Raw genomic sequence first — 23,629 nt, 5'->3', positions numbered from 1 at the left:
CAATAGGCAAACGACCTGCAAAAATGCACTGATTTGAACAAAATAAACGTCTTTTTACGTTAGAACATTGATTTAACGCCCTTGGAAACATACATTAGCGGTGTTATTCACATACTTCAACGGCATTAAAGCATGCAAATAGCAGGCTTATCTTAATGCTTTAACTGCCAAAAAATGGTAAAAATAGGAAAGAAAAGAAGCTCTTTAGGTGTAACGTGTTCAATAACAATGGATTACAAAAGTCTCTCATAATTCGCGTATTTGCGACCAACTTTGCCGTTGGTTGATTTTACGCGAGTTATGAGAGGCACTTTGTAAAGAAAATTCAGCATTTATTTTTAATCCACAGAGCGTATCTCTAATTTTACAAAAGCTGTTTTGTTAGCGTGTTTTTTGTTGTAAAAAAAATCGTCTTTTAATGAAAGGGTCGGGCATCGTCTCCAAAAAGTATTTTGGGCATTTGGCTTCATTTAGAGAGAAAAGATGTAATTTTGTTTTGTTATGAAACAATAGTTCGTTAAATTTTGAGATAAGTGCTGCGCAGCTTTCCCTATTTGGGTTGATTGGTCCTGTCGTCATTTACTTGATGTTTAATCTAACATAAAGTTGCTGATTTCAGTCATATTATCAAATTTTATTAGTTATAGATGGTTAATTAACTCTCTCATATTCAAACGATTATATAACAATTAGCGGAGTATTGTAAAATATGACAGCCAGATTTTGTGTTTTGTCGAATTTATCATTAAATTTGCAACTATATATATGAGCCATAGGTCTGCCGAACCAATTAAACTAAAACTATTCGCCAACAGATAAGACTTGGAGTTGTCTGGATGTCTATCACGTATGGGCACAGACAACCATGGGAGTATCATTTACACAGAAAGATAATTGGACAACTACAAAATAGACTTACATAATGAGCAAACAGAAATCAAAGCCTTTGGTAAGCATTGTTTTACCAATGTATAATGCCGAAAAAACTATTGCGGAATGTTTGGACTCTATTTTTGGGCAAACATATACCAATATGGAGATTATTGTAATAGACGATGGTTCCACGGACAACTCTATAGAGGTTGTAAACCAATATACGGACAAGCGTATAAAGATTTATCGGTATAAGCATAATTACATTGCAAATCTGAATAGAGGTTTCTTGCGTTGCAATGGTAAGTACATTGCACGTATGGATTCCGATGATAGAATGTGTCCAACACGTATCGAAAAGCAAGTTGATGTATTGGAAAATCATCCGAATGTTTCCGTTTGCTGTTCTGTAATGAAAAAATACGGATGTACAGAGGACGTTAAATATGGTTGGGATGGTGTCATACCCTATCTTAAAATACGCCTCCTACGTGGAAATTGTTTGGCACATCCTACTATGATGTTTAGAAAAACGGTGATACAGGAAGGTTTTAGGTACAAGAAGGCTTATATCTATGCCGAGGATTACAAACTGTGGGCTGATATGGCTCTCAAAGATGTAGTTTTCTATAATATACCAGAGGCTCTTGTAGAATATAGAAAGTCAAAGTCGCAGGTGTCCTATTTATATAATGAGCAGCAAAGGATGAACGCTTGGTTAATCAGGCAAGAATTATTAGAAACACTCATAAAACAGTGCCCAGAACCTTTGCGCCACAAACTGCGCAAAGTATACACTGGACTTCTGGAATTGAACCATGAAGGCGTGGTTTCGCCAAAGGGATATTATGATATATTTTTCAACATCTTCCTGCAGATAGCAGCAAGGAACAATGAATTGGAAACACATATAGGAGCATCCCTCACAACGTGACCGTGCCAACTTTCGATAGAACATTACATACGGAAAATCAGAAACTTAGATAATAAACTTGTAGCCATCTCTACTCTTCATTAGAAAGAAGAGGGATGGCTACAAGTTTGGTTATCGCATGTCATTTACCCCTGCTTGGTCAGCACACAACAATTCTTCCTGTTCAGCAAAACACGTAGGTTGGCAGTCATATACCTTTCTTGTACAAACTGTTCTTTTTTCATCAAGTCCAATATTCCCTCTTCCGATATTTCCCTATGTGATAGTTCTGACATTTCTTCTGGCACCTCCCAACTTAACACAATGAAACGGTCAGACAACTTTGCCAAATTGTTGATTGCCATTTGTCCGAGTTCTTTGGGTATATATGGCAACACATCCTTGCATACCACAATGTCAAATTGTCCCTCCATCTCTATTTCTTCCGTTAAGTCTGCTACTCCACATGGTATGTCTCCGTTGGGCAAAAGCATGGTAGATAACATTTCGGTATGGGGGTTGGCATCATATCCTGCAAACGACAGTCCGCAATCGCGCCACTTTGCTACATAAAGGCCTGCGCCGCATCCCATGTCTAAACCTGTCTGTGCATCTACCATGTGCCACATTTGTGTCACATATTCTGCAAATTTGTTATCATATTTGTATTTAAGAAATCCATTGTAACCCCATCCACCCGTAGCTTTTAGTTCTACTTGGTAGTCTTGATGCAGGTATTTGTCTATATTGTCTAATAGAGAACTGCTGACAGGCAACTCTATTTTGCGAGCAAAGACATATTCGTTTTCTAAGAGGTAGCGAAAATGCTCGTTACCAAGATTGGCAGGACGGTTTCCATTCTCGTATTGCCAACGGATAAAACGATGATTCCAAGGAACAATGTTCTTTTTTCCCATCAAGTTCACCAAGACGGTGGCCACATAACATTCCTCTGGTGCAAAGGTCATCCACATTTTTCGATAAAGCGAAGGTGAGTTGTCAGTGTATTCCAACAGAGTTGCAGCCGCTTCTCGTGTGATGGAGAACCATTGCGAACTTCCATACAGATGTTCAAACTCATCGGGTATGGGCCGTCTGATACCTCTTTCTTGTTGCTGGCACACTTGTTCACGAACCCATTGTCGTGGATTTTGTTGCCCAGATGCATAGTCGTATGGGTAATAATATTGTAACCTCTTGAAAGTGTTGTCTTGCCAATTCGGATGTGGTAGATGTAGGTAACTGATAAACTCCTTTCCGATATTGCGTTTAAAGAAATCAAAGAAATATGCTAACGGACGTGTTGGGTAGTCTTGTCCACTAATCAGATGGAAGTAGTTGGCATCACTATGTTGTACGGAAAAACGCAATAGGTGTAGTTCACTTTCTAAAACACTGGTTCCGCCCCAATTTACATCATATTCTTGTGATATAAACTTGACTTGATTAAAACCGAGTATTTTTTCTTTATCTGCTGGCTTTACTGTTTGTTTCTTGTCTATATGAATGAATACATCACAATCGTGTTTAAAGTATTCAACTAACCTACACAATTGTCCGATATTCTTGTGAGCTAATATTAAAATGGCGTGCTTCATAATGTCTTATATTGTTTAGGCTTGTGTCATAAATAATGTATTGTAAAAATATACAATCAAAAGTGTATTCTCGCCATATTCACAACCTAACAGCCATACTTCCAATGCTGCATTTTCTCTTCTGTAGCTACTTTCTTTTCTATGCAGATAAGACTGTAGGCTAGCATTAAGAAACACATTGTCAGAATTATAATTCTATATTACATTTTTGGTATGATTATAATTTGGGCACTATTGCCTTGCTCTCTCTGCGAAAATATGCTTTAGTGTTTTTGTTATCATGTTGTTCTGCATATCTTCGTCTACGAAATAGTTGTCATCGAAATGGTAGACATTCCTTGCACCCTTGAAAGTTCCGTCTTTATGAAACTCCAGTATCAAGTTGTCACTATATGGATAGAATCCTATCTTTGGGGTGTCGCAAGATTTGATGACGAAAAAGGAGAACAGCTCTTCGTCCTCAATGTACTGGTAGGCTGTCCACCAAATGTTGCGAGGCCAACAGTTGTAGTCCAGCGGATATGGAATCAGAGAAAGGCATGATTCGAAGGGCAGTTCCTTGCCACCTCCTTCCCTGGTGAACAGCGTGTGGTCTATGACGAGGTTGCTCTGTCTTTGAAAGTAAGCTTTGAACTGGTCGAAGGAAAATTGCTTTACCGAGGAAAGGATATCCACAATCTCTTTGTGGGGAGCAACGGTGATGCACTCCTTAATCTTCCCGTCCGAATCAAGGGTGTACTTGCGCGTACAGGACGTGTATTCCAAATTCTTGTATTGAACCAACAGGCTACAATCGTCCAATGTCCGTTGCTCCACCACGAGGCCTTTTCCATCGTCCGATGCCTTTATGTCTATTTTGTTAGCAGTCGTACCGTAATGACCAATGGACTTGCAATCAATCATCTTGCCATCGCGTGAATATGTGATGAGCATGTAGTCAACCCCATCATTCTCCATGAACCATTGGTTGTTGCCGTCTTGATAGTTCATGCAATAGCGTTGTAGGGCAACTGCTATGAAATTCTTGAACTCAACGTAACTTCCCCTTTGCCATCTTATATCTTCCTGTTTGCATAAGCAGTCATCATTGGCAGGGGGAAGGAACTTGGAATACCGATTTTCATTTTCAATAAACTCGTATGGACAGCCAAAGGACGCACTGTCCAACCTCTCCACCTTTTCATGCTCGGACAGGAATGTGTGGAAAGAAACTTGCTGTGCATGAACATGTGATGAAAGCAAAATAATCAAAGTAAAGATTGTTTTGTTAATTGACATAGTGATGTTGTATTATGAGTCCATTTGTTTTTTTGTGGACTTTATTATGTAACCATGATAAGTGCTATTGTAAAGATTGCAAATCGTAACCTCATATAAATATTGTGGCATTATCTGTTCTTCCTTATACTTGTGAGAGTATAATACTTAACGTTACTAGAACCTGTGCATCTGTTCTCGTCCTTCAACAACTTTCCGTCTAATCTGAATGTGTTATCCGAACTTGTTCCTTTTTCTATATTTGCAGTTGCAGGGTCATAATAATGATAGCCATGTGTTTGGCTACCTCCTACAATAATTACAAAGTGGTCACCAGCCCGATCCTTTCTTCCACTTCCCAAAGACGTTTTCTCTTTATAGTCAACAGCAACTATCACAGGCTTCTTTTGTCGCAATTGACTGTCAATATAAGCCAAGCCAGATTTATAATTATCTGTAGCAGTTGTTGCACGTCCATTGCTATCGTAATTTGCCATGGCTATTTCGCTACCAGTCAATTCACAATTGGCTGTAGCCAACATCTCACGACACCTATTTAGACATCCCGCTTTATCGGAATCACGGTATCCCTTAAATGCGGATGTTGGGATGACATCTGACACTGGCTTATTACCGCTAATAACACCGCCTCCACCATGACCTCCAGAATTGACATCTACGCCTTGGCTTCCTCCGTTATGATTGTTCCCACTGTTTCCAGAACTGTTTGTTCCATCCCATGGTTCACTGCTGGAATCCCATGGGTCGCTGCTTGAGTCCCATGGGTCGCTCCATGACCATGAGTCATCGGAATCAACAACTCCAGAATCAGGATAGGATGAAGAGACAACAACTTCTTTCATGACATAGCCCATGTTTTGGACATAACCGCCAGGCCATGTACCATTATCAAGCATTGTCTCGAATTCTTCCTCGGTGTAGGGATTCTCCGCCGTCCCCTTTGCTGCATCACTATTGTTACTCTGTGCCTTTGCAATGTATAATTTAATCTTTTCCATGATAGATAATATTGAAAATATGACATGGCAAAAATACAAATTAAATCTGAGAAACTCACTCCTTTGGGAGGAATATTTTCGGGTCATGGAGCAATTTCTATAGTTTCATTACAACAATAGTTAAATTTGAGATAATGACTACACTGCTTTCCGCAGTCAGCCAAAGAGTTCTTTGATAGTATGACCAATTAACTTTTGGTTCGGTATGCTCAGACATTTGTCGAAAAATAATTTTGCAGATGAGCTTTTGATAGCAATTCTGCAAATTTCCGAATATTGGCTGATTGGTTCTGCTGTCATTTACTTGATATTTAATCTAACATAAAGTGACTGATTTCAGCCATTTTATCAAATTTTATTAGTTGTATTAAGTTGATGAACTCTCTTATTTTCAAACGATTATATGAGAAGTAACAGCGGATTGATACAAGAGATAATAAGTGAAAAATCGTCTTTTTGATAGGAAAACCGCCACGAATAAGACGATTTTTTTATACTTTCGTAAAAAAGTTTCCATTTATGGTTCAGTAAATCCACTTTCATGTGTAATATAGATGTATGACGGACAGAAAACAACTTGCATCGCTCTTCAAGCAACATTACCGTGAAATGTACCGCTTGGCAAGCATCATGCTCCATGATGATGCCGAGAGCAAGGATATTGTGCACGACGTCTTTGCCTACATTCTTGAGAGTGGAAAGGACTTGAAGGCGGATACGGCAGTTGCGTATTTGATGACAAGCGTGCGAAACAGATGCTTGAACCGCATCAGGAATATGGAAATTCAGGAGCGGGTGGAAAGACTTTATCTTCTCGACCAAGAATTGGAGCAATGCCAAGAGCCGAGAAAGTTGGAGGAGGAGATAAAGGCATTGGAAAAAGAATTGGAAAGGATTCAGCCGCCCAGATGTCGGGAAATCCTGTTGATGCACTACCATGCCAAGCGCACTTTCAAAGAGATTGCCCAAATGATGGGCATAAGCGAGACTGCCGTCTATAAACATTTGCGTCATGCAATGAAACAGTTACGTGAACAACTAAAAAAAGGTAGAAATGGAAAAGACTGAACTTCTGCTTCAAATGATGGAACACCCCCATGAATATACTCATGAGCAATGGGAGGAGCTATTGGAAGACGAGGAATGTAGGCAATTGTATTCCTTGCTCTCCAAGACGAAAAGTGCCGCCAGTGCCAACGAGAACGATTCTCGACTGACGGAAGAAGACGTGGACAAAGAGTGGAAACGATTGGCTCACGAATATCCTGCAAAGGCACAAGTCGTTACGCTTTGGCGAAAAGTGGCAGCCGTATTTATTGGCGTGCTGTTGGTTTCTGGCATTGCCATTGCCACCATCAGCACGGGCTTTTTCGGTTTCCGTTCCACAAACGGACATTCCGCTGCGGTGAACAATGCGAAAGAGTCAAGAACGGTTGTCGCTGCTGATACTGTCCGAAAGGACACGATTGCCGTACCCGCTGTAAAACTTTTCGACAATGTTCCTTTGGAAAACATTCTTGCTGAACTATCCAACCACTATCATATCAATGTAGTTTACCGCAACGAGGAAGTAAAACAACTGCGCCTGTTCTTTGAATGGAATCCCTCGTATCCCATAGGAAAGGTGGTGGAAATGCTCAACCACTTCAAAACCCTGCAATTCCAATTGGAAGAGAACCAACTGATTGTTGAACCACAAAGAGCGACCGAACCATGAAAAAAGTCTTGTTTCTTATTCTCATGTGTGCTATCGTTTTCAATGTCGGTGCACAGCGCATCACGCACGAGTTTCGCAACGTCTCCATGTCGGATGCTCTCAAATTTATCCAAGCACAAAACACACATTATAAAATCGTGTTCATTTACAATGAACTGGAAGATTTCAAGGTGACGGCTTCCGTCCAAAACAAGCGTGTGGGTGATGCTATTCAACAATTGATTGGCTTCTATCCCATTCTAATGACCATTGGAGAAAGCAACGACATCTATGTGGAGTGTGTACAGAAGGCGGAGCGGAAATACATTGGTCATTTGGTGAACCGCAACAATCGTCCCATAGAGTTTGCCAACGTGGCATTGCTCAATCCCAAAGACAGTTCTTTCATCACGGGTGGCGTGACCAATAGCGACGGATTGTTCGTCATTCCATGCGACGTTCATCCCGTATTGGCGCGACTGTCTTTCGTGGGCTACCGCACAGCTTATGTGCGTTTTTCACAAAACAGGGTGGGAACACTCCGCCTATATGAAGACACGAAAACGCTAAAAGAAGTAAAGGTGACTACCCTTCGCCCCACGGTCACTTATAAAGGCGACCGTTATTCGGTCAATATCGGTAACACCATTCTTGGGGTTGGCAACACGGCGGAATCGCTCTTGACGCAACTTCCCGGTGTGTGGCTCAACGGAAATGACATTTCTATCAATGGCATTTCTGGGGCACAGGTCATGATAGACGATCGCAGCATCCACCTTTCGGGCAGTGAACTCGTGGCTTATTTAAAAGGCATCCGTTCGGAAACCATTGACAAGATTGAGATTATCCCAAATCCTTCTGCCGAATTTGCAGCACAGGGCATGGGCGGTGTGTTGAGGATTCTCACCAAAGAACGGCAAAGCGGCACGCAACTGGTTGTCGGCGGCTCTGTAGATTTCATCAATTACAAAGCCGTCAGACCATACGTATCCTATGGCTACGGAAAAGGAAAGTTCGGTTTTGATATCTCTACCAACGGCACTTTCGGCAAAGGCTATTTGTGTGCGGATGAATTGACCAAAAACTATGAAAAGTTAGTCAACTACCAAAACAATATAGTTGATAGAATGGACGACGTGATAGGAACTATCAATTCGAACATCTATTACGATTTCAATGCGAGAAACAAATTCGCCTTGAACCTCAACTATTCACACTGGTACAAAGATGAGCATGTGAACGGCTACACCTTGGTGGATGGGACGAACGCTCCTAAAACGGTGCACACCGACATCAAGCATGAAACCATCCAAAACCAGAACACGCTAAGCGCATCGATGAACTTTACACACAAGTTTGGACAGGACGACCGCAACAAACTGCTGGTGCTGGCAGATGTGGCAAAGAGTTTTTATCCCAACGACGATGAGTTTGAGTACAAAAATTACGACCGCAACGGCAATCTTCTTTCCACCGAGAACCTGCGCCATCATCAATCCGTTCCTTTTTTCATTCTTTCGGGCGAAACAAGAGTGGAATGGGACTTCCTGAAGCATGGCAGTCTGATGGCTGGCATAAAATACAGCCATTCCTTAAAAGACAACGAGTTCGAGGAGCAAACACTCACAAACGGCAGTTGGAGCAGCAGTGCCGACAAGGGTTACTCGTTTAAATATGCGGAAGACCTGCAAGCGGCATATCTGAAATACGACCTTTCTGGCAAGAAATGGAACCTGACGGTTGGGCTTCGGGGTGAGTACAACTATGCCAAAGCTGATGGCTACGACTTCTCCTACCGCCATTTCGACCTGTTCCCCAGCCTGTACTACACCTACCGCTTGAGTAAACAGCACACAATGATTTTTTCTTCATCCCGCAGGACACAGAGGGTGGGCTTCACACGACTGATGCCATACCGGTATTATTACTCTCGTTATACGCTCAAGATTGGAAATCCCGACTTGCGCCCTAATTACACCAACCACATCAGCGTTACTTACCAGTTGGCGCAGAAATACAACCTTACCCTCACGCACGTGTGGAGCAACAACGGTCTTGACAACTACAACAGGACAGAAACCGTGGACGGACAGGCAATGACCGTGGCAAGTTATGTGGATGGGGTGAAGAACCGGCTGACAAATCTCAACCTCTATGTCCCCATCAACGTAGCATCGTGGTGGTCGATTGTGAACCAAGCAAGGGTAAGTTTTGATAGGTATATCACTTCCGAGACTTCCGTCAACAATTTCGACTGGAAAATCTACACGCAGCACACCTTCGTTCTTCCGCTGGATATCCGCATGCAGTTGCTCTACCGCTATATCTCCGAATCCAAGTCGGCATATGGCAAGAGCAGGGATTACCACCAGTTGGACTTCTCGTGCATGAAGACATTCTTCAACGACAAACTCACCTGCAAATTGTCGGTCAATGACCTGATTTGCGGGCAGAAGAACTGGAGTTATACCTTAACCAATAAGATTTATCGGAAAACCTATATGTATGGCAGGTTCATTCCCTTTTTCGCCTTCTCCATCTATTATACCTTTACAAAGGGAAAACGGAAACAGCACGATTCCATAGAGCGGAGCAACAACGATGAGAAGATGCGTGCGATGTGACAAAAACACCCACATCTTAATGTCAAGAGACCAAACTAACTTTTGATGAGCGGCTGACCAATTTTATATTCAAGTAAGCAAGAGTAGATTCTCGAAAGTTTTGCCTAATTTTGCAGATGAGCTTTTGATAGCAACTCTGCAAATTTCCGTATATTGGTTGAGTAGTTCTGCTGTCATTTACTTGATGTTTAGTCTAATGTAAAGTATAATGACCAGCTACTCAAATAAATTTCACAAGAAATGTTAAGTTGATTAGCTCTCTCATTTTCATGTGATTACATTAGAATTAAAGAAGGGTACTGATGAAACGTTTCATTTTATTATTGCTTACATTTGTCATTACATCCAATACGATGGATGCCAAGTTCAAAGACCTTTTGCCTCGTGCCAAGTTTGCGAAAAAACTTAATGCCAAAGGGTTCAGGCTATCACGTGCCATACAGATAACAGACAGTTCAAATACCCTCATCCTAAAAGAATTCTTCACTGAACATGGATGCACCATCAAGCCAAACGCCCGTGCGAAAGTGGTGGTGAACCTGACAGACCGCATAGAAGGCACCGAGGACTATCACCTTGCGGGATATGAAAACGAAGCGTACAGACTGACTATATATCCCAGCACCATAGAAATAAAGGCGGTGTCGCGTGTTGGTGTCATCCGTGCGACGCAGACTCTCGAGATGTTGGCAGAGGGCTATGGCTCCACGCCATGCCTCGAGGCGGTTGACATTATTGACTATCCTGCTTTCAAACTACGGGGATTCATGCACGACGTGGGAAGATCGTTCATCTCTATTGATGAGCTGAAGAAACAAATAAGGCTGCTCGCCCATTTCAAGGTGAATACTTTCCATTGGCACCTCACGGAGAACCAAGCTTGGAGATTTGAGGTAAAGGCTTTTCCGCAACTCACTGCCAGTAGTGCTATGACCCGTTTTCCTGGACAATATTACACGCAACAGCAGTGTCGCGACTTAGAAAGTTATGCGATGCGTTACGGTGTGAAGATTATTCCAGAGATTGATATGCCTGGACACAGTGAAGCCTTTGTACGAGCCATGGGACACAGTATGCAAACTGACCAAGGGGTGGCTGAACTGAAAATCATCTTGAAAGAACTCGTAGAGTGTTTCCCACATGCTCCATATATTCATATAGGTGGCGACGAGCAACCTATAACCTACTCAGACTTTTTGCAAACGATGACCAACTGGGTGAGAAAGCTTGGTAAGAAAGCCGTGGTATGGATACCCAATCAGGCAGGATTTGCACAAGCCGACATGGTTCAACTATGGAGTACTGCAGGAAGGCTGGTTGCAAACATCCCGAATATTGACTGTAGGTACAACTACATCAACCACTTCGATGTATTTGCTGACATCGTTGGCATTTACAAAAGTAATATTTACTACCAGCAAAAAGGGTCGCCAGAAGTGGCTGGCGAGATTTGTGCCACATGGAATGACCACAAGATAGACGGCGAGCGCAATATCTTGAAATATAACAATTTTTACGCCAGTGTCATCGCATCGGCATCAAGGGCATGGCAAGGCGGAGGAAAGCAATACATAGAACAAGGCGGAACGATACTGCCCAATACTGGAGACGAGTTGGAAGACTTTAGCGATTGGGAGAAGCGGTTTCTCTTTCATAAACACCGTTGTCTGAGGAACGAGCCAATTCCCTATGTGCGGCAAACCAATGTGCGCTGGGCAATAGCAAGTTCGCTGTCAGACAATCAACCCATTGACGAGCAGGTGGTAACAGGGGCAGGCATTTATCTGAACCACACTTGGCGAAAAACGGTACCAGCCATATACGACGATAAAAACTCCAACGACACAGCCTATGTATGGACGTATGTGTACTCACCAAAAAGACAAACAGCAGGAGCTTTGGTAGAGTTGCAAAACTACAGCAGATCAGAACAAGACGTAGCACCCGAAGATGGCAAGTGGGACAGAAAGGGGTCGGTGATATACTGGAACGACAAAGAATTACTACCACCACTTTGGACACATGCAGGGAAACGTGTAGCTAACGAAACACCCATGGGCAACGAAAACCTAACTGCCAGATCACCGCTTATTTTGCAATTACACAAAGGGTGGAATAAGGTGGTGATGGTGTTGCCCAACACTGACGCAGACGGCATTAGACTTGATAAGTGGATGTTTACGTTTGTCATTACCAACAAGCAAGGCACTAAAGCTCTGTCTGGAATCAAATATAATCCTCACAAGGGTGGAAACATGGACAATCATTTGTTGCCTGTACGCCACTGACAGGATGTAAAGATGAAGTGTAGGAAATTGGTAGGATAGCCTTATACTTGAGGATTTTTCTTTGTTCTTTCGTATGTAATGCCTGCTCTCTGAACTGCCGAGGAAAGAAGAGTGCTCGTCTTCTCAATTGATTTTCTGCCCCTGATAGAATGTATTAAAGGTGTCTTCGGCATAACCCTCACCTACGATTCTAAAGGAGTTGGCACTGGCACCATTCACCTTACGACCTAAGAAATAAACATCAAAAGAATCTTTGGCATAGCCATCTCCCAAATACTGAAAAGAATGAGTGCTGCCTTCAGACATCTTCTCACCCATAAAATATACGTTGAAAGCGTCTTTGGCATAACCGCCACCCAAATCACGGAAACTATTTACGGAGGCGTCATACACTTTATGACCATTGAATAGTACCACATTCGACATAATTTTATATCCCCGTGAGTGGTAAAAGGGCGACTCATAAGGACGGTAACCGTCATGAGGAGACATTCGTTTCAGCCTAAACGAATAAGGGTCTACATATTTCAACACCTCGCCAAGATAATAAACATGGTTGGTGTCCTTGGCATAGCCGTAGCCTAAGTCTACAAACGAATAGGGGTCAGCGGTCAGCAAAGGAGTCCCACGGTAAAGTACAACATTTTCTACCACTTGATAATCGGTGTGTCGACGCTGCGCACTTACCTGAAGAGCAACCACGAGACATACCGCTGCAAGTAAAAACCGACAAGAGGAATTAGAAGAGAAAAATTTGTTTGTCATAGGTTGTTTGAAATAAAATCCTTGAAAGAAAACGAATAAATAACGCTTGCTTTTGGAAAAACCTGTTAAAACAGTTATCCCATTTTAGAAGATTGTTGGAGCTGTTCATTCACTTTTTCAACGAGCCACTGTTGCTGTTCGGGGATCGTGAGATGACTGTTATCTAACTCTATTGCATCTTCTGCCTTACAAAGAGGGGACGTTTGGCGATGCGAGTCGATATAATCACGTTCTTGCACATTCTTCAAAATGTCATCGTATTGTGCTGGCATTCCTTTTTGTTGCAACTCGTCAAATCGGCGTTGGGCACGAACTTCGGCAGAAGCTGTGACAAATATCTTCAGTTCGGCATCGGGAAAGACAACGGTTCCTATGTCGCGACCATCCATAACAATACCTTTATCTTTCCCCATTTGTTGCTGTTGCGCAACCAAGGCTGTTCGGACAAATGGGATAGCAGCTATCTTACTGACGTGTTGGCTCACACGCATAGAACGTATTTCTTGCTCTACACTTTCGTCGTTAAGGTAAGTGTCGGGCTTTGAAGTCGCAGGATTCAATTTGAATGAGATGTGAATATTAGGCATGTGTTGTTGTAGCTCAGGCTCATTCACGGCACCATTTTCTAAAAACAAATGATGGCGCAGAGCGTAGAGAGTTACGGCACGATACATCGCACCAGTGTCTACGTATATATAACCTAACTGGCGAGCCAAATCTTTCGCCATCGTACTCTTGCCACACGATGAGAACCCATCAATGGCTATCACAATTTTTTTCATATATAATTCATCAAATTACGGCTGATGCCAATGCCTCCCATAGACGATCTTGGGGTGGGAGAGGTGCTTCAACCACAATATTCTCTTTTGAAACGGGATGCACAAAGGCAATACTACGAGCCAGCAAACAAATGCTTCCATCGGGATTGCTCCGTTTGGCACCATATTTAAGGTCGCCTTTGATAGGACATCCCATATTTGCCAACTGGCATCTTATTTGGTGATGCCGCCCCGTCATCAATTGAACTTCTAACAAATGATAATGGTCTGAATGCGCAATCACTTTGTATTTCAATACTGCCTTTTTAGCATTTGGTGTCTCTTGCGAATGCGCATAGCTCTTGTTCTGCCGTTCGTTGCGCACCAACCAATCGGTTAGCACACCTTCTTCCGCTGGTGGTGCCTCTTTGGTAATCGCCCAATAGGTTTTATGTACTTCACCATCTCTAAACATTTTATTCAGTCGTGTGAGTGCTTTAGAGGTTTTGGCAAAGACAACAAGCCCCCAAACAGGACGATCCAAGCGATGTACCACCCCCAGAAAAACATTTCCTGGCTTTTGGTATTTCTCTTTGATGTACTGTTTTACGGTCTCTGATAACGGCAGGTCGCCCGTTTTGTCACCTTGGACGATTTCGCCACTACGTTTAGAGACAATAATGATGTGATTGTCTTCGTAAAGAGGGAGCATGGATTTTAAGTTTATGAGTTTCTGAGTTTTTAAGTTTTTAAGTTTATCAATTAGCTTTCATTTTGACAAGCTGTTTGAGGCATATCTTAGGTTTTCAATAAGCTTATCACCCTATTCAATAAGCTAATCATTTAACTCAAGAACTTAAAAACTCAAAAACTCAAAAACTAACTGTTACATATTCATCCCCCCGTCAACCTGAATAACCTGGCCGCTGATGTAGCTTGAGAGGTCGGAAGCCAAGAACAAGGCGCAGCTGGCAATATCTTCAACCGTTCCACCACGACGTAATGGAATCTTTGAAATCCACTCTTTGCGAATATTGTCAGGCAATGACTGGGTCATAGCTGTATCGATGAAGCCTGGCGCAATGGCATTTGCACGTATTCCCTTGGGTCCCATTTCCTGTCCTACCGATTTAGCCAAAGCAATCATACCAGCCTTAGAGGCAGCATAGTTAGCTTGTCCAGCGTTACCATGTACGCCCACTACCGATGCCATATTGATGATAGACCCTTGACGTTGACGCATCATAATAGGTACACATGCGTGTATAAAATTGAACGCACTCTTTAGATTGACGTTGATAACAGCGTCCCATTGTGCCTCGGTCATGCGCAACATCAGACCATCTTTGGTGATGCCAGCATTGTTCACCAATATATCAACAGAGCCAAAATCCTCTTTTATTTGCGCTACCAATTCAGCTGTATTGTTAAAATCTGCAGCATTGCCAGCATAGCCCTTTGCTTTGACACCCAAAGCAGATAACTCACGTTCTGTCTCCTTACCTCCATGTTCGTCGTCAATAACTAAATCGGTAAAGGCGATATTCGCACCTTCTTGTGCAAAACGCATAGCAATGGCTTTTCCTATGCCACGTGCAGCCCCTGTAACGATGGCTGTCTTTCCTGTTAAAAGTCCCATATTTTTTAAGTGTATAATAAAAATTAATAGAATGATATCAAAAAAAATGATGTTGTTTATTTAGAATTGTTCTTTCCCAAAGCTCCATAAACCATCTTCGCAACCAAAGGTTTGCTGCTCTCTTCGGTAAGACCATGCCCCAGACGTCCATAAATGAAAGGAACTTCAAGTCCTTTAATACAGTAATGTGTGATTTCAGCAATCAAATTCACATTATCAATATCGAAATCGCCATCTGCTCTTCCCTGCGAGTACACTCTACGAAATAGGTCTATTTCGTCAGCGTCAAACTTTTTTCTTACCTTTTCTACCATCCAAATGTTACGAAAGAACTCGGCTCGCAAGTTACCATTTCGTACCACTGTCTCGCGAATCATGCTAAGATGCGTATAAATCAGTTCGATAATCTTGTCTTGCGGTGCAATCTTCTTTGTGGCAACCTCATCTAACTTGTCGCTTAATCGTTCAAGTTCCGACTCGATGACCGCATAGAATACTTCTTCTTTACTACTAAAATAGGTATAGAGCGTCCGTCTTCCTTTTCCAGAGGTCATCGCAATGTCGTTCATCGTAGTATTGGCGACACCATTTTTAGCAAATAATTTGCGTGCTACATCTACCAATATTTGTCGCGTTTTTGAAATAGACATTCGTATATCCTCCTTATTTTTATCGTTGCACATCAGTCGTACCATGTGCAAAAGTATATTTTTTATTTGACCAATGCAAGTATATTTATCAAAAAAAAACGAGCACACTAAATATTTTATGGAAGATTTGAATTGATGAATAATTGCTTATCACAGATAGGAATGGTCAACTGTTATTGTCTTTTTGAGCATGTGTTTTCAAATTAAGTATAAAAATATTTTGGTTTTTAAGAAAAAAGTCTTACCTTTGCAACCGCAAATAAGAAATAACATCGCGGAGTGGAGCAGTTGGTAGCTCGCCAGGCTCATAACCTGGAGGTCACATGTTCGAGTCATGTCTCCGCAACTATTACGCTCGGAAGTCCTTTGTACAGGGGATTTCCGAGCGTTTACAATAATAAGGTCGGACGAATTTCGGACGATGTTTCGGGTCACATTGGCTGAAATTCTCTAAGCAAACAAATAGAGCTGGAAGCATTGCTGGCTGATATAATAGACTTAATGACTATTATAGTTATTCCTTATATGCTACCGCCTAATTAAGATATAAATAATATATCCATATTAAGATGAAGCATAATGTTCATTACTTTAAGAAGTTTCACCTTATCTTTTGTCGCACTTGGTACTAAAAGCCATTTATTGCTATCTATCTGTATTTGATTATTATATTGCTTATTGTGTGTAATCAATGGCTTTCCACCATGTAACAGATTCAGTTGTCTTACCTTTTCTATACCTATTTTCCATACACATTGCATAAACGTTTCTGTTGTATTTTCTTCTCCAATGACGGTTCCATCTGGAAAAGTTATCTGCAAAACTAACAAATTTTTACTACCACGAGAAACTCGCTCTCCTTTAAAGTCAGCACTTACATCTACTGTCAAACCAATATTAAACTGTTCTGAGATAAGGTTCAATTGGGCAGCTTTATTGTAAACTCCCCCTCTCGTATTTACATACCATCCATTATCAACCATTTCCATATCATCCTTATATTGAGGATATATTTCTTTTGTGAATAAAGGCAAATGACACATCTCAATGTTTATTTCATCAAAATTAGCCGTGCCAATCTTTTTAAGAGTTTCAACATATGTTACTTTAGAACTTGAATAACAGATAGTTTCCCCATCAGGGAAAATCACTCTTAGTTTCTTTGATACAGACCGTTGTCTTTCTTTTTCTTCCATATCTTTTGAATTTTCTCATTTATAAAGAATATGTACTTTGTCAAAATAAATATTTATAGTACATTTACTAATTTGAGAGCAATATAGACATCATCCTATGATTTTCATTTTTAGCGTCATAGCAGTTAATATTGCAATCATGCTATTTTTCTTTAAACCCCATTTCTTGCGCCTTATCTACTATTTTAAGTGCAAATTGTGCTTGTTTAAGCGAATTAATTTTACGGTTTCTCGATCGCATTGTTCCAAAATTAAAAGCAGCCTTTATCTCCATAGGTGTAAGTACATCATGAGATTTTGCCCAATTTACTAATGCAAACCAAAATGTAGGTTCAATCGCTTCTGCATCTGAAATACAACCTTGCTGCACTTCGTTAAGATGTAAATTTCCATCATTGGATTCTGTCAAAAGAACCCTTTCTTCTATTTTATTTAATTTCTCTAATATTAATTTCAAGCGATTCCAACAGTCTGCACGTTTTGACCAATATCCAACATCTACATTCTGAATATTATCTGTAAAGTGATGCCAAACTATAGGTATCAATTCAGTGATTCTATCTATTACACTTTGCTGAACTTGTTGATGTTCCCATATATAAGAGAAATCTAATTTTTTATTTGATAAAAAGGAAATTGAAGCCATTACGTAAGCATTCATATTTGCCTTATAGCCACCAAGTTTCTTTGATTTTACAATAGCGTCAATGGTATTAAACAAAATTCCCTTAGCTATAAGCTTCTTAAAATATGTTGTAGTGACAGTTGGCTTTTCTTTCTTAATAGTAGCAACAAAAAGAGCATAATTCTTTTCTGCTCCACGACAAACATCAAAAGGTTGTTGATTCCATGCCATTTCATATTTTGCAATATCTGTTTTGGTTATTTTTTGTCGCTTAGGATATTCTATCTTGAAAATTTTTTCATTATATCCATTCAATTGTGCGAGTTGATCAAAATATTGTCCACGAGTACGTTCAAAGTACCACTTACATATAGGACGTTGCTTTCCATTGGGAACCCATTCAGAACGACTCATATTTTCTAAACCTACCAAATAAGGATCATTTGCTGAAAAATCTGAATTTTTTATTGCCGTTTGACTATTGGCAGAAGTTGAAATCTCTTTTATTATATTCTCGCTGTTTTCCTTGTCATTGATGACACTTATTTTCATAAGTACAAATACTTTGGTTAAGTCTACATCTTTATCATTGATACAAGCTGCTATAGAAGCTGTTGTTTGAGCTCCATTAACGATTTGCCAATTGTATAGACGCTTTATAAAGAAGGCGCGTCCTCGCTTTTCTATTTCTATTCCTGTTGCTGTTGTAGAAATACCATTATTGTAAGAAAAGAACATATCTGGCTTTTCACGCAAGGTTTTCCGAATACCTTTGTTTACTTTTCCTTTAAATTGCAAGAACGTTCTAACATTCTTCTCTAATAAAACCTGTTGATATTGCTTGTAAATTTTCGCCAACACAATACCTGGTATAATAGCAAGATAAACTTCTACAAATGGATTTCCCTCGTTCATTTTAAGACATTGTAGTTCTGTGTTATAATTTATTGCAAAATCTATTTCTACCTTTTCTTTACCTGTTTTAATATTATGCTGCTGATATACCCGCCACATATCCCAAATATTATACTCTATGACAAATCCTTCTTCTTCATTTTCTTCAGGAGCAATAGATGCGGTTGGATCTGTCAATCCATCTGTTATAATATAGACTCTTAACTGACTGATATTACCTTTAGTACTTTTCACAAGCTTAGCAACTTCGACGATCTCATCAGTAGGTGGGACATTTTGTCCTTTGAATAGCTGATCGTGCATTGCTTCATAATAAAAAGCCATAAGGTAATTATAACCTTGCTGAATCTTATGATTATTAATTTTCCCCAACAATGTATCCGCCTTAATCAAATAAAACAAGTCCAAAGACTCAGCATCATCATTATAATCATATGCCGTAATACGTGTTCTTGTTTTCTGAAAAGAACATATTTCAGGGTTATTTACCTCACCATTATCTTCCATATAGTCAAAAATAAGAGAAGCAAGTTCTTGGTCATAATCAGTACCATTCATTTCAACTGATGCTTTCACTTCATTGAGAAAATCTTGTGCAAATTCACGTATATCCATAGGGTCAAAAATTATATGTTGCTTTATATTCTATCTGAAAATTTCATTGTATTAAACTACAACCCAAATCTCACAATATATAGATTTATTGTATTTTCACACCTACTGCCCAAACAGTTTTCAAATAACAAATTTAACAATAGGTATGACAAAGATATAGATAAAATCTGAGAAACTTACTCCTTTTTAGTAGTAATTTTCAATTATGGCACGACTCTTTAAAAGCCGTAGCTCTTTGTCTAAATACTATTATTTTATAGCGCACCAGTAACACAGTGGAGACTGTTCTTTTCTAAAGATACAACCATAATCATATGGAATTTAGCTATTGATACTCGTGTGATATGATACAGTAAAATTTCATCTTACCTCAACCAACTTGACAATGAGTTGAGAAAGGCGGAATGCCTGCTCACTCAACATGACACAGAACATGATGAATGTGGTTAAAAACGGAAAGTAGGCGTCAGTCTTAAAAATATACCTATTCGCCGAACACTGACTACCGTGAGTCAAAAGCAAAGGGCTGACTTCACAGCCAACCCTATACACATTATACAAAAACATTATGAATACTTATTTAGCGAACAAGATTTAAAAAGTTTCGCAACTATTTATATGGTCATATTTTAATTTACTGTTTGATAATGCCATCGCAATCAGCACATACTACTTGACATTTCTTACATTTTTTTTTGCAATACCGCTCACATTGCAAACGAATATCGTATCCGAGCATGGCACCCAAGATGAAATCCTCTTCAGGCGTTAACTCGTTAAGCGGTTTATGGATGATGAAACGTACAGCATCAATACACTCCTCGGTACCAAAAAACAAATTTAGGCTATTGTTTCCTACGGGCTGTATAAGATAGTTAATATGCTGACTTGCAAGTCGTTCTACCGCAAATGTTTCATATTTTTTATGAAAGGTATAGAGAACCATTTGGCGAACTCCTTTCTTATACTCATAAATATGATTCATGAGTACCTTTAATTCAGCTGGTAAGGTCCCTATAGTCTTCATATCAATCGTATTTCAAATAAATTCTTTGACGGTTGTATTATAAACTTGGCTTGATATCAGCGAGCCATGCATCAATTCGTTCATCAGTTTTATCCTCTTCATTGAGATCGTCAAGTGCTAAACCGACAAACTTACCATCTATTACAGCGTCACTATCATCAAAAGTGTAACCATCAGTAGACACAGCACCCACAACATGCGCACCTTCTACTGCATGGTAAAGCTCTGCCATACCTCCACAAAACGTGTCTGAATAAGATTCTGCATCACCACAACCGAACAAGGCTACTGTTTTGTTGGACAAGTCAACATCCTTCAAAACCTCTACCCCATTGTACCAATCGTCTTGCATCTCTCCAGATCCCCATGTAGACGTACCTAATATTAGATTGTCATTACTTTTTAATACATCTTCATTGAGATTAGCTACATCTATAGCTTCAACACCTAATTTGCTTGCAATTTTTTCTGCAATAGCCTGACAGGTTCCTGTTGATGAACCGTATATTACAACTGTTGGCTTCATGTTTTTTCTATTTAGTTTTACGTTTTATAATTGTCTGATGCAAAGGTAGACACTATTTGACACTCATGCAATACCTAAATGTGATGGTTTTTAAGTATTACGTACTCATAAAAACAAAACATATCATGAAGCCTATATACATAAAAATGATTATTCGCTTCACTGGAACACCATTATATTCTAATAAGAGTCGAGCCTTTCACGAACGGATTAGAGCTATTCAGCTGGATAACATACACCCCTCTGGGATATGATGATACGTCTAACAAATAAGAAGAAAAGCCTGCATCAAAACTCTTTCTCTCCAAAAGTACACCTGAAGTACTGTACACACATACCGAAAAATGATGACATGAGGGTTCTTTCAGCTTGATTTCAATTTTTCTATCTGCTCTCACTTCAAATTGCACACCTGCTGGTTGATGAGAAGAGACACCTTTCACCCCACTTACACCTAATATATATAAGAGACCCTTATACACATCTATCTGCCCATAGCCATACCAATTATTTGGATAGGTCAAAGAAGTATCATAGTGGGTACAAGTTTTTGCAAACACTTCCATTATGTCCTCACGAGTTAGCGTAGGCTTGGCTTGTAGCCAAAGTGCAATAGCTCCTGCCACGGCTGGAGTAGACATTGACGTTCCTGCATTACTATTCCAAGCATAGGTACGCCCATTGAACTCAAAATGTGCAACGTCTGACTTGATATCGTTTGCCTTTGGATTCTTTTCCAGATAATAACTACTATACGAGGAAATAATATTCGTCCCTGGTGCCATTACGTCGGGCTTAACACGCCCATCGTAAGTAGGACCTACAGACGAATAGGCTCCACGAACACCATCTACTCCCTGATTATATGGACGCCACTCTCCTAAATAATTGGTGATACCTGTTCGGTAAGAGGTTGCTCCCACTCCAATAACAGAAGATAATGAGGCAGGCGAATGAATGTTATGTGTGCACTCGCCAGCACACAGGCGTTCATCCAACTGGTTGACTGTCCAAACACCACCAACCCTAAAAACTTCGACATCGGCTTGCGCCCCTAAAATCTCAAATGAGAATGGAACGGCATGCCCTATCTCGCCCTTTGACCACATTCGCACATCGTACACCAACTCTGCGGAGTCGTAACATGACCTGTATCCTATCATACTGAACACGTATTGCTTATTGCCCAACAGCACGGTATCCACGTAGATAGAATCTTTACACCTCAAAATATCTGGCGTAAACACCTCATGACTGTGCTTCGTATCATCATAGGAAGTAAATCTAATTTGAAAAGGCGATGCCGATTTTAATGTCACATAAACGTTATCAGGTCTGCCTTCCACAAACGCCCCCATCCCTGCTTGTCCTATGGGCTTGTGAAAATACGACTTCACCTGTCCGTCGTTACCCGCCGAAGCAATAATGATTCGCCCTGGTCCTGATAAGCTATCCAGTACTTCATTGTACAAAACATCATCGCCATGGAAATCTTGATGTGAACCTTCGCTAAACGAGATGACACACGGCTGATTGCTATATTTCGCATAATCCATGATATACTTAAAACCAAGAGCGTCGGTAGCATAGGTATATTTGTAGCGATTTGCCGAATCTACCAACGCTTCATCACCAACTACAAAGTTACTGACCAGACAAATATCGCTCTCATACGCCATACCTCTATACGCACTGTTATATCCACTGCCTGCGGCTATGCCTAAGGTGTGCGTGCCATGCGTCTGAATCAATCCGTCTCTCGAATGGGCATAAGCCAATATTTCAGCCCCTCCCTTGTACGAAGCTCCCACATACATTTTGCTTTTCAAAGTGTCTACCGACAATTGATCCCAAAAACGCTGGATGCGATAGTTTGTTGCAGTAGCATCAAAAAAGTTGGGATGCGTCAAATCAAACCCCACATCTTGCACTCCAACAACAACCCCTCGTCCTGTATAGGCTTGCGGTAAGGGAGACGTGCCAGCATACACGGGCATTGCATCAAGGCAGTATGCCAATGAATCTGTATGCAAGCCATTGCTTCGGCGCGCTTCTATTCTATCGACATACTTTTCGAGCGACAGTTTGGCAAGTTGTCGCAAAGGTACACTCACAATAAATATGTCTCCAAATTGTGCCAATGACTTACAATGATGTTCTTGAAACACTCGTTGTGCATCTTTGCGAACTTTGACAAATGCACACAATTCTTGCGATTGACTGAGAGGGATGGGCTTTGAACGTGTGCTTTCTACATCTCCTTGCCGTCCTATCAGCTCTTGCTGTAAAGCCAACTGTCTCACCATTGTTGACATCTTGGCATAGTTTGCATGCTGTGCACTTGCGCACAACGTACAAAACATGGCGATAATGAAGAAAAATTGCAAACGTTTCATCACCTGCAAAGTAAAGCAAAATATCTGTTAGCTACAAAAAATCCATCACTTTTATTTAGAATATACTACAACTCTTGCAGTTAAAAGCGACATTTCTACAACGAAAAAATCCTCTCAAAAAACAGCTTAATTAAAGCTGCGTATATGCTACACGGAAGGCTAATTAATGCTGAATTTTCTTTACAAAGTGTCTCTCAAAACTCGCGTAAAAACAACCAACAGCAAAGTTGGTCGCAAATACGCTAA

General features: G+C 40.5%; 18 protein-coding genes and 1 tRNA gene. 6 read left to right on the top strand and 13 right to left on the bottom strand.

What is annotated here, in order from left to right; translation table 11 throughout:
- Positions 1-922 precede the first annotated feature (922 nt).
- The gene (locus HMPREF9304_RS01845) at positions 923-1,807 is read left to right on the top strand and encodes a glycosyltransferase family 2 protein (RefSeq protein ID WP_052045834.1); all 885 of its coding nucleotides are present in this window, start codon (positions 923-925) and stop codon (positions 1,805-1,807) included.
- Between the two features lie 125 nt (positions 1,808-1,932).
- On the opposite strand, the gene HMPREF9304_RS14865 is transcribed toward HMPREF9304_RS01845, so the two are convergent.
- The 3 genes from HMPREF9304_RS14865 to HMPREF9304_RS13765 all read right to left on the bottom strand — a co-directional run bounded on the left by HMPREF9304_RS14865 (position 1,933) and on the right by HMPREF9304_RS13765 (position 5,660).
- Positions 1,933-3,384, bottom strand: coding sequence for a beta-1,6-N-acetylglucosaminyltransferase (locus tag HMPREF9304_RS14865; protein WP_231564443.1), 1,452 nt, complete (start codon positions 3,382-3,384; stop codon positions 1,933-1,935).
- 231 nt (positions 3,385-3,615) lie between these two features.
- The gene (locus HMPREF9304_RS01830; RefSeq protein ID WP_052045831.1) at positions 3,616-4,662 is read right to left on the bottom strand and encodes a hypothetical protein; all 1,047 of its coding nucleotides are present in this window, start codon (positions 4,660-4,662) and stop codon (positions 3,616-3,618) included.
- Between the two features lie 110 nt (positions 4,663-4,772).
- Positions 4,773-5,660 carry a hypothetical protein gene (locus HMPREF9304_RS13765; RefSeq protein ID WP_052045829.1) on the bottom strand — a complete coding sequence of 296 codons (888 nt, stop codon included), beginning with the start codon at positions 5,658-5,660 and terminating at the stop codon, positions 4,773-4,775.
- 558 nt (positions 5,661-6,218) lie between these two features.
- Here HMPREF9304_RS13765 and HMPREF9304_RS01820 point away from each other — a divergent pair.
- The 4 genes from HMPREF9304_RS01820 to HMPREF9304_RS01805 all read left to right on the top strand — a co-directional run bounded on the left by HMPREF9304_RS01820 (position 6,219) and on the right by HMPREF9304_RS01805 (position 12,268).
- Positions 6,219-6,728 carry an RNA polymerase sigma factor gene (locus HMPREF9304_RS01820; RefSeq protein ID WP_025072280.1) on the top strand — a complete coding sequence of 170 codons (510 nt, stop codon included), beginning with the start codon at positions 6,219-6,221 and terminating at the stop codon, positions 6,726-6,728.
- A complete protein-coding gene (locus HMPREF9304_RS13760; protein ID WP_052045827.1) occupies positions 6,715-7,377 on the top strand; it encodes a DUF4974 domain-containing protein in 663 nt (220 codons plus the stop codon). The genes HMPREF9304_RS01820 and HMPREF9304_RS13760 overlap by 14 nt, the downstream gene beginning before the upstream one ends.
- Positions 7,374-9,980, top strand: a complete 2,607-nt coding sequence (locus HMPREF9304_RS01810; RefSeq protein ID WP_036926118.1) for a TonB-dependent receptor — start codon at positions 7,374-7,376, stop codon at positions 9,978-9,980. Before HMPREF9304_RS13760 ends, HMPREF9304_RS01810 begins: the two co-directional genes overlap by 4 nt.
- A gap of 302 nt (positions 9,981-10,282) precedes the next feature.
- Positions 10,283-12,268: a family 20 glycosylhydrolase gene (locus HMPREF9304_RS01805; RefSeq protein WP_036926117.1), complete on the top strand. Its 1,986-nt coding sequence runs from the start codon at positions 10,283-10,285 to the stop codon at positions 12,266-12,268.
- A 123-nt stretch (positions 12,269-12,391) separates the two neighbouring features.
- On the opposite strand, the gene HMPREF9304_RS01800 is transcribed toward HMPREF9304_RS01805, so the two are convergent.
- From HMPREF9304_RS01800 to HMPREF9304_RS01780, 5 genes are all read right to left on the bottom strand, one after another.
- A complete protein-coding gene (locus tag HMPREF9304_RS01800; protein ID WP_036926116.1) occupies positions 12,392-13,033 on the bottom strand; it encodes a DKNYY domain-containing protein in 642 nt (213 codons plus the stop codon).
- Between the two features lie 74 nt (positions 13,034-13,107).
- Positions 13,108-13,815: a (d)CMP kinase gene (gene cmk / locus HMPREF9304_RS01795; RefSeq protein ID WP_008125871.1), complete on the bottom strand. Its 708-nt coding sequence runs from the start codon at positions 13,813-13,815 to the stop codon at positions 13,108-13,110.
- A gap of 10 nt (positions 13,816-13,825) precedes the next feature.
- The gene (locus HMPREF9304_RS01790; protein WP_036926115.1) at positions 13,826-14,506 is read right to left on the bottom strand and encodes an RluA family pseudouridine synthase; all 681 of its coding nucleotides are present in this window, start codon (positions 14,504-14,506) and stop codon (positions 13,826-13,828) included.
- Positions 14,507-14,680: 174 nt separating this feature from the next.
- The gene (fabG, locus tag HMPREF9304_RS01785) at positions 14,681-15,433 is read right to left on the bottom strand and encodes a 3-oxoacyl-[acyl-carrier-protein] reductase (RefSeq protein WP_036926114.1); all 753 of its coding nucleotides are present in this window, start codon (positions 15,431-15,433) and stop codon (positions 14,681-14,683) included.
- A 56-nt stretch (positions 15,434-15,489) separates the two neighbouring features.
- Positions 15,490-16,083, bottom strand: coding sequence for a TetR/AcrR family transcriptional regulator (locus tag HMPREF9304_RS01780; protein WP_036926119.1), 594 nt, complete (start codon positions 16,081-16,083; stop codon positions 15,490-15,492).
- Positions 16,084-16,356: 273 nt separating this feature from the next.
- Here HMPREF9304_RS01780 and HMPREF9304_RS01775 point away from each other — a divergent pair.
- Positions 16,357-16,429 (top strand) — tRNA-Met (locus HMPREF9304_RS01775).
- A 193-nt stretch (positions 16,430-16,622) separates the two neighbouring features.
- On the opposite strand, the gene HMPREF9304_RS01770 is transcribed toward HMPREF9304_RS01775, so the two are convergent.
- The 5 genes from HMPREF9304_RS01770 to HMPREF9304_RS15210 form a co-directional block, all read right to left on the bottom strand.
- On the bottom strand, positions 16,623-17,279 hold the full coding sequence (locus tag HMPREF9304_RS01770; RefSeq protein WP_036926113.1) for a hypothetical protein: 657 nt from the start codon (positions 17,277-17,279) through the stop codon (positions 16,623-16,625).
- Between the two features lie 142 nt (positions 17,280-17,421).
- Positions 17,422-19,434 carry an AIPR family protein gene (locus HMPREF9304_RS01765; RefSeq protein WP_036926112.1) on the bottom strand — a complete coding sequence of 671 codons (2,013 nt, stop codon included), beginning with the start codon at positions 19,432-19,434 and terminating at the stop codon, positions 17,422-17,424.
- Positions 19,435-20,068: 634 nt separating this feature from the next.
- Positions 20,069-20,461, bottom strand: coding sequence for a DUF2023 family protein (locus HMPREF9304_RS01760; protein ID WP_036926111.1), 393 nt, complete (start codon positions 20,459-20,461; stop codon positions 20,069-20,071).
- Between the two features lie 37 nt (positions 20,462-20,498).
- Positions 20,499-20,987, bottom strand: a complete 489-nt coding sequence (fldA, locus tag HMPREF9304_RS01755; RefSeq protein ID WP_036926110.1) for a flavodoxin FldA — start codon at positions 20,985-20,987, stop codon at positions 20,499-20,501.
- Positions 20,988-21,160: 173 nt separating this feature from the next.
- Positions 21,161-23,383 (bottom strand): S8 family serine peptidase, encoded by a 2,223-nt coding sequence (locus HMPREF9304_RS15210; RefSeq protein WP_036926109.1) that lies wholly within the window; start codon positions 23,381-23,383, stop codon positions 21,161-21,163.
- Positions 23,384-23,629 lie beyond the last annotated feature (246 nt).

Source organism: Hoylesella timonensis S9-PR14, from assembly GCF_000762405.1.
GTDB lineage: Bacteria > Bacteroidota > Bacteroidia > Bacteroidales > Bacteroidaceae > Prevotella > Prevotella timonensis_A.
This window is presented reverse-complemented; position numbering and strand designations above follow the sequence as displayed.

Excerpts from the sequence above, each read along its gene's own strand:
- HMPREF9304_RS01845 (WP_052045834.1), top strand. The coding sequence starts at position 923 with ATGAGCAAACAGAAATCAAAGCCTTTGGTAAGCATTGTTTTACCAATG.
- HMPREF9304_RS14865 (WP_231564443.1), bottom strand. The coding sequence starts at position 3,384 with ATGAAGCACGCCATTTTAATATTAGCTCACAAGAATATCGGACAATTG.
- HMPREF9304_RS01830 (WP_052045831.1), bottom strand. The coding sequence starts at position 4,662 with ATGTCAATTAACAAAACAATCTTTACTTTGATTATTTTGCTTTCATCA.
- HMPREF9304_RS13765 (WP_052045829.1), bottom strand. The coding sequence starts at position 5,660 with ATGGAAAAGATTAAATTATACATTGCAAAGGCACAGAGTAACAATAGT.
- HMPREF9304_RS01820 (WP_025072280.1), top strand. The coding sequence starts at position 6,219 with ATGACGGACAGAAAACAACTTGCATCGCTCTTCAAGCAACATTACCGT.
- HMPREF9304_RS13760 (WP_052045827.1), top strand. The coding sequence starts at position 6,715 with ATGGAAAAGACTGAACTTCTGCTTCAAATGATGGAACACCCCCATGAA.
- HMPREF9304_RS01810 (WP_036926118.1), top strand. The coding sequence starts at position 7,374 with ATGAAAAAAGTCTTGTTTCTTATTCTCATGTGTGCTATCGTTTTCAAT.
- HMPREF9304_RS01805 (WP_036926117.1), top strand. The coding sequence starts at position 10,283 with ATGAAACGTTTCATTTTATTATTGCTTACATTTGTCATTACATCCAAT.
- HMPREF9304_RS01800 (WP_036926116.1), bottom strand. The coding sequence starts at position 13,033 with ATGACAAACAAATTTTTCTCTTCTAATTCCTCTTGTCGGTTTTTACTT.
- cmk (WP_008125871.1), bottom strand. The coding sequence starts at position 13,815 with ATGAAAAAAATTGTGATAGCCATTGATGGGTTCTCATCGTGTGGCAAG.
- HMPREF9304_RS01790 (WP_036926115.1), bottom strand. The coding sequence starts at position 14,506 with ATGCTCCCTCTTTACGAAGACAATCACATCATTATTGTCTCTAAACGT.
- fabG (WP_036926114.1), bottom strand. The coding sequence starts at position 15,433 with ATGGGACTTTTAACAGGAAAGACAGCCATCGTTACAGGGGCTGCACGT.
- HMPREF9304_RS01780 (WP_036926119.1), bottom strand. The coding sequence starts at position 16,083 with ATGTCTATTTCAAAAACGCGACAAATATTGGTAGATGTAGCACGCAAA.
- HMPREF9304_RS01770 (WP_036926113.1), bottom strand. The coding sequence starts at position 17,279 with ATGGAAGAAAAAGAAAGACAACGGTCTGTATCAAAGAAACTAAGAGTG.
- HMPREF9304_RS01765 (WP_036926112.1), bottom strand. The coding sequence starts at position 19,434 with ATGGATATACGTGAATTTGCACAAGATTTTCTCAATGAAGTGAAAGCA.
- HMPREF9304_RS01760 (WP_036926111.1), bottom strand. The coding sequence starts at position 20,461 with ATGAAGACTATAGGGACCTTACCAGCTGAATTAAAGGTACTCATGAAT.
- fldA (WP_036926110.1), bottom strand. The coding sequence starts at position 20,987 with ATGAAGCCAACAGTTGTAATATACGGTTCATCAACAGGAACCTGTCAG.
- HMPREF9304_RS15210 (WP_036926109.1), bottom strand. The coding sequence starts at position 23,383 with ATGAAACGTTTGCAATTTTTCTTCATTATCGCCATGTTTTGTACGTTG.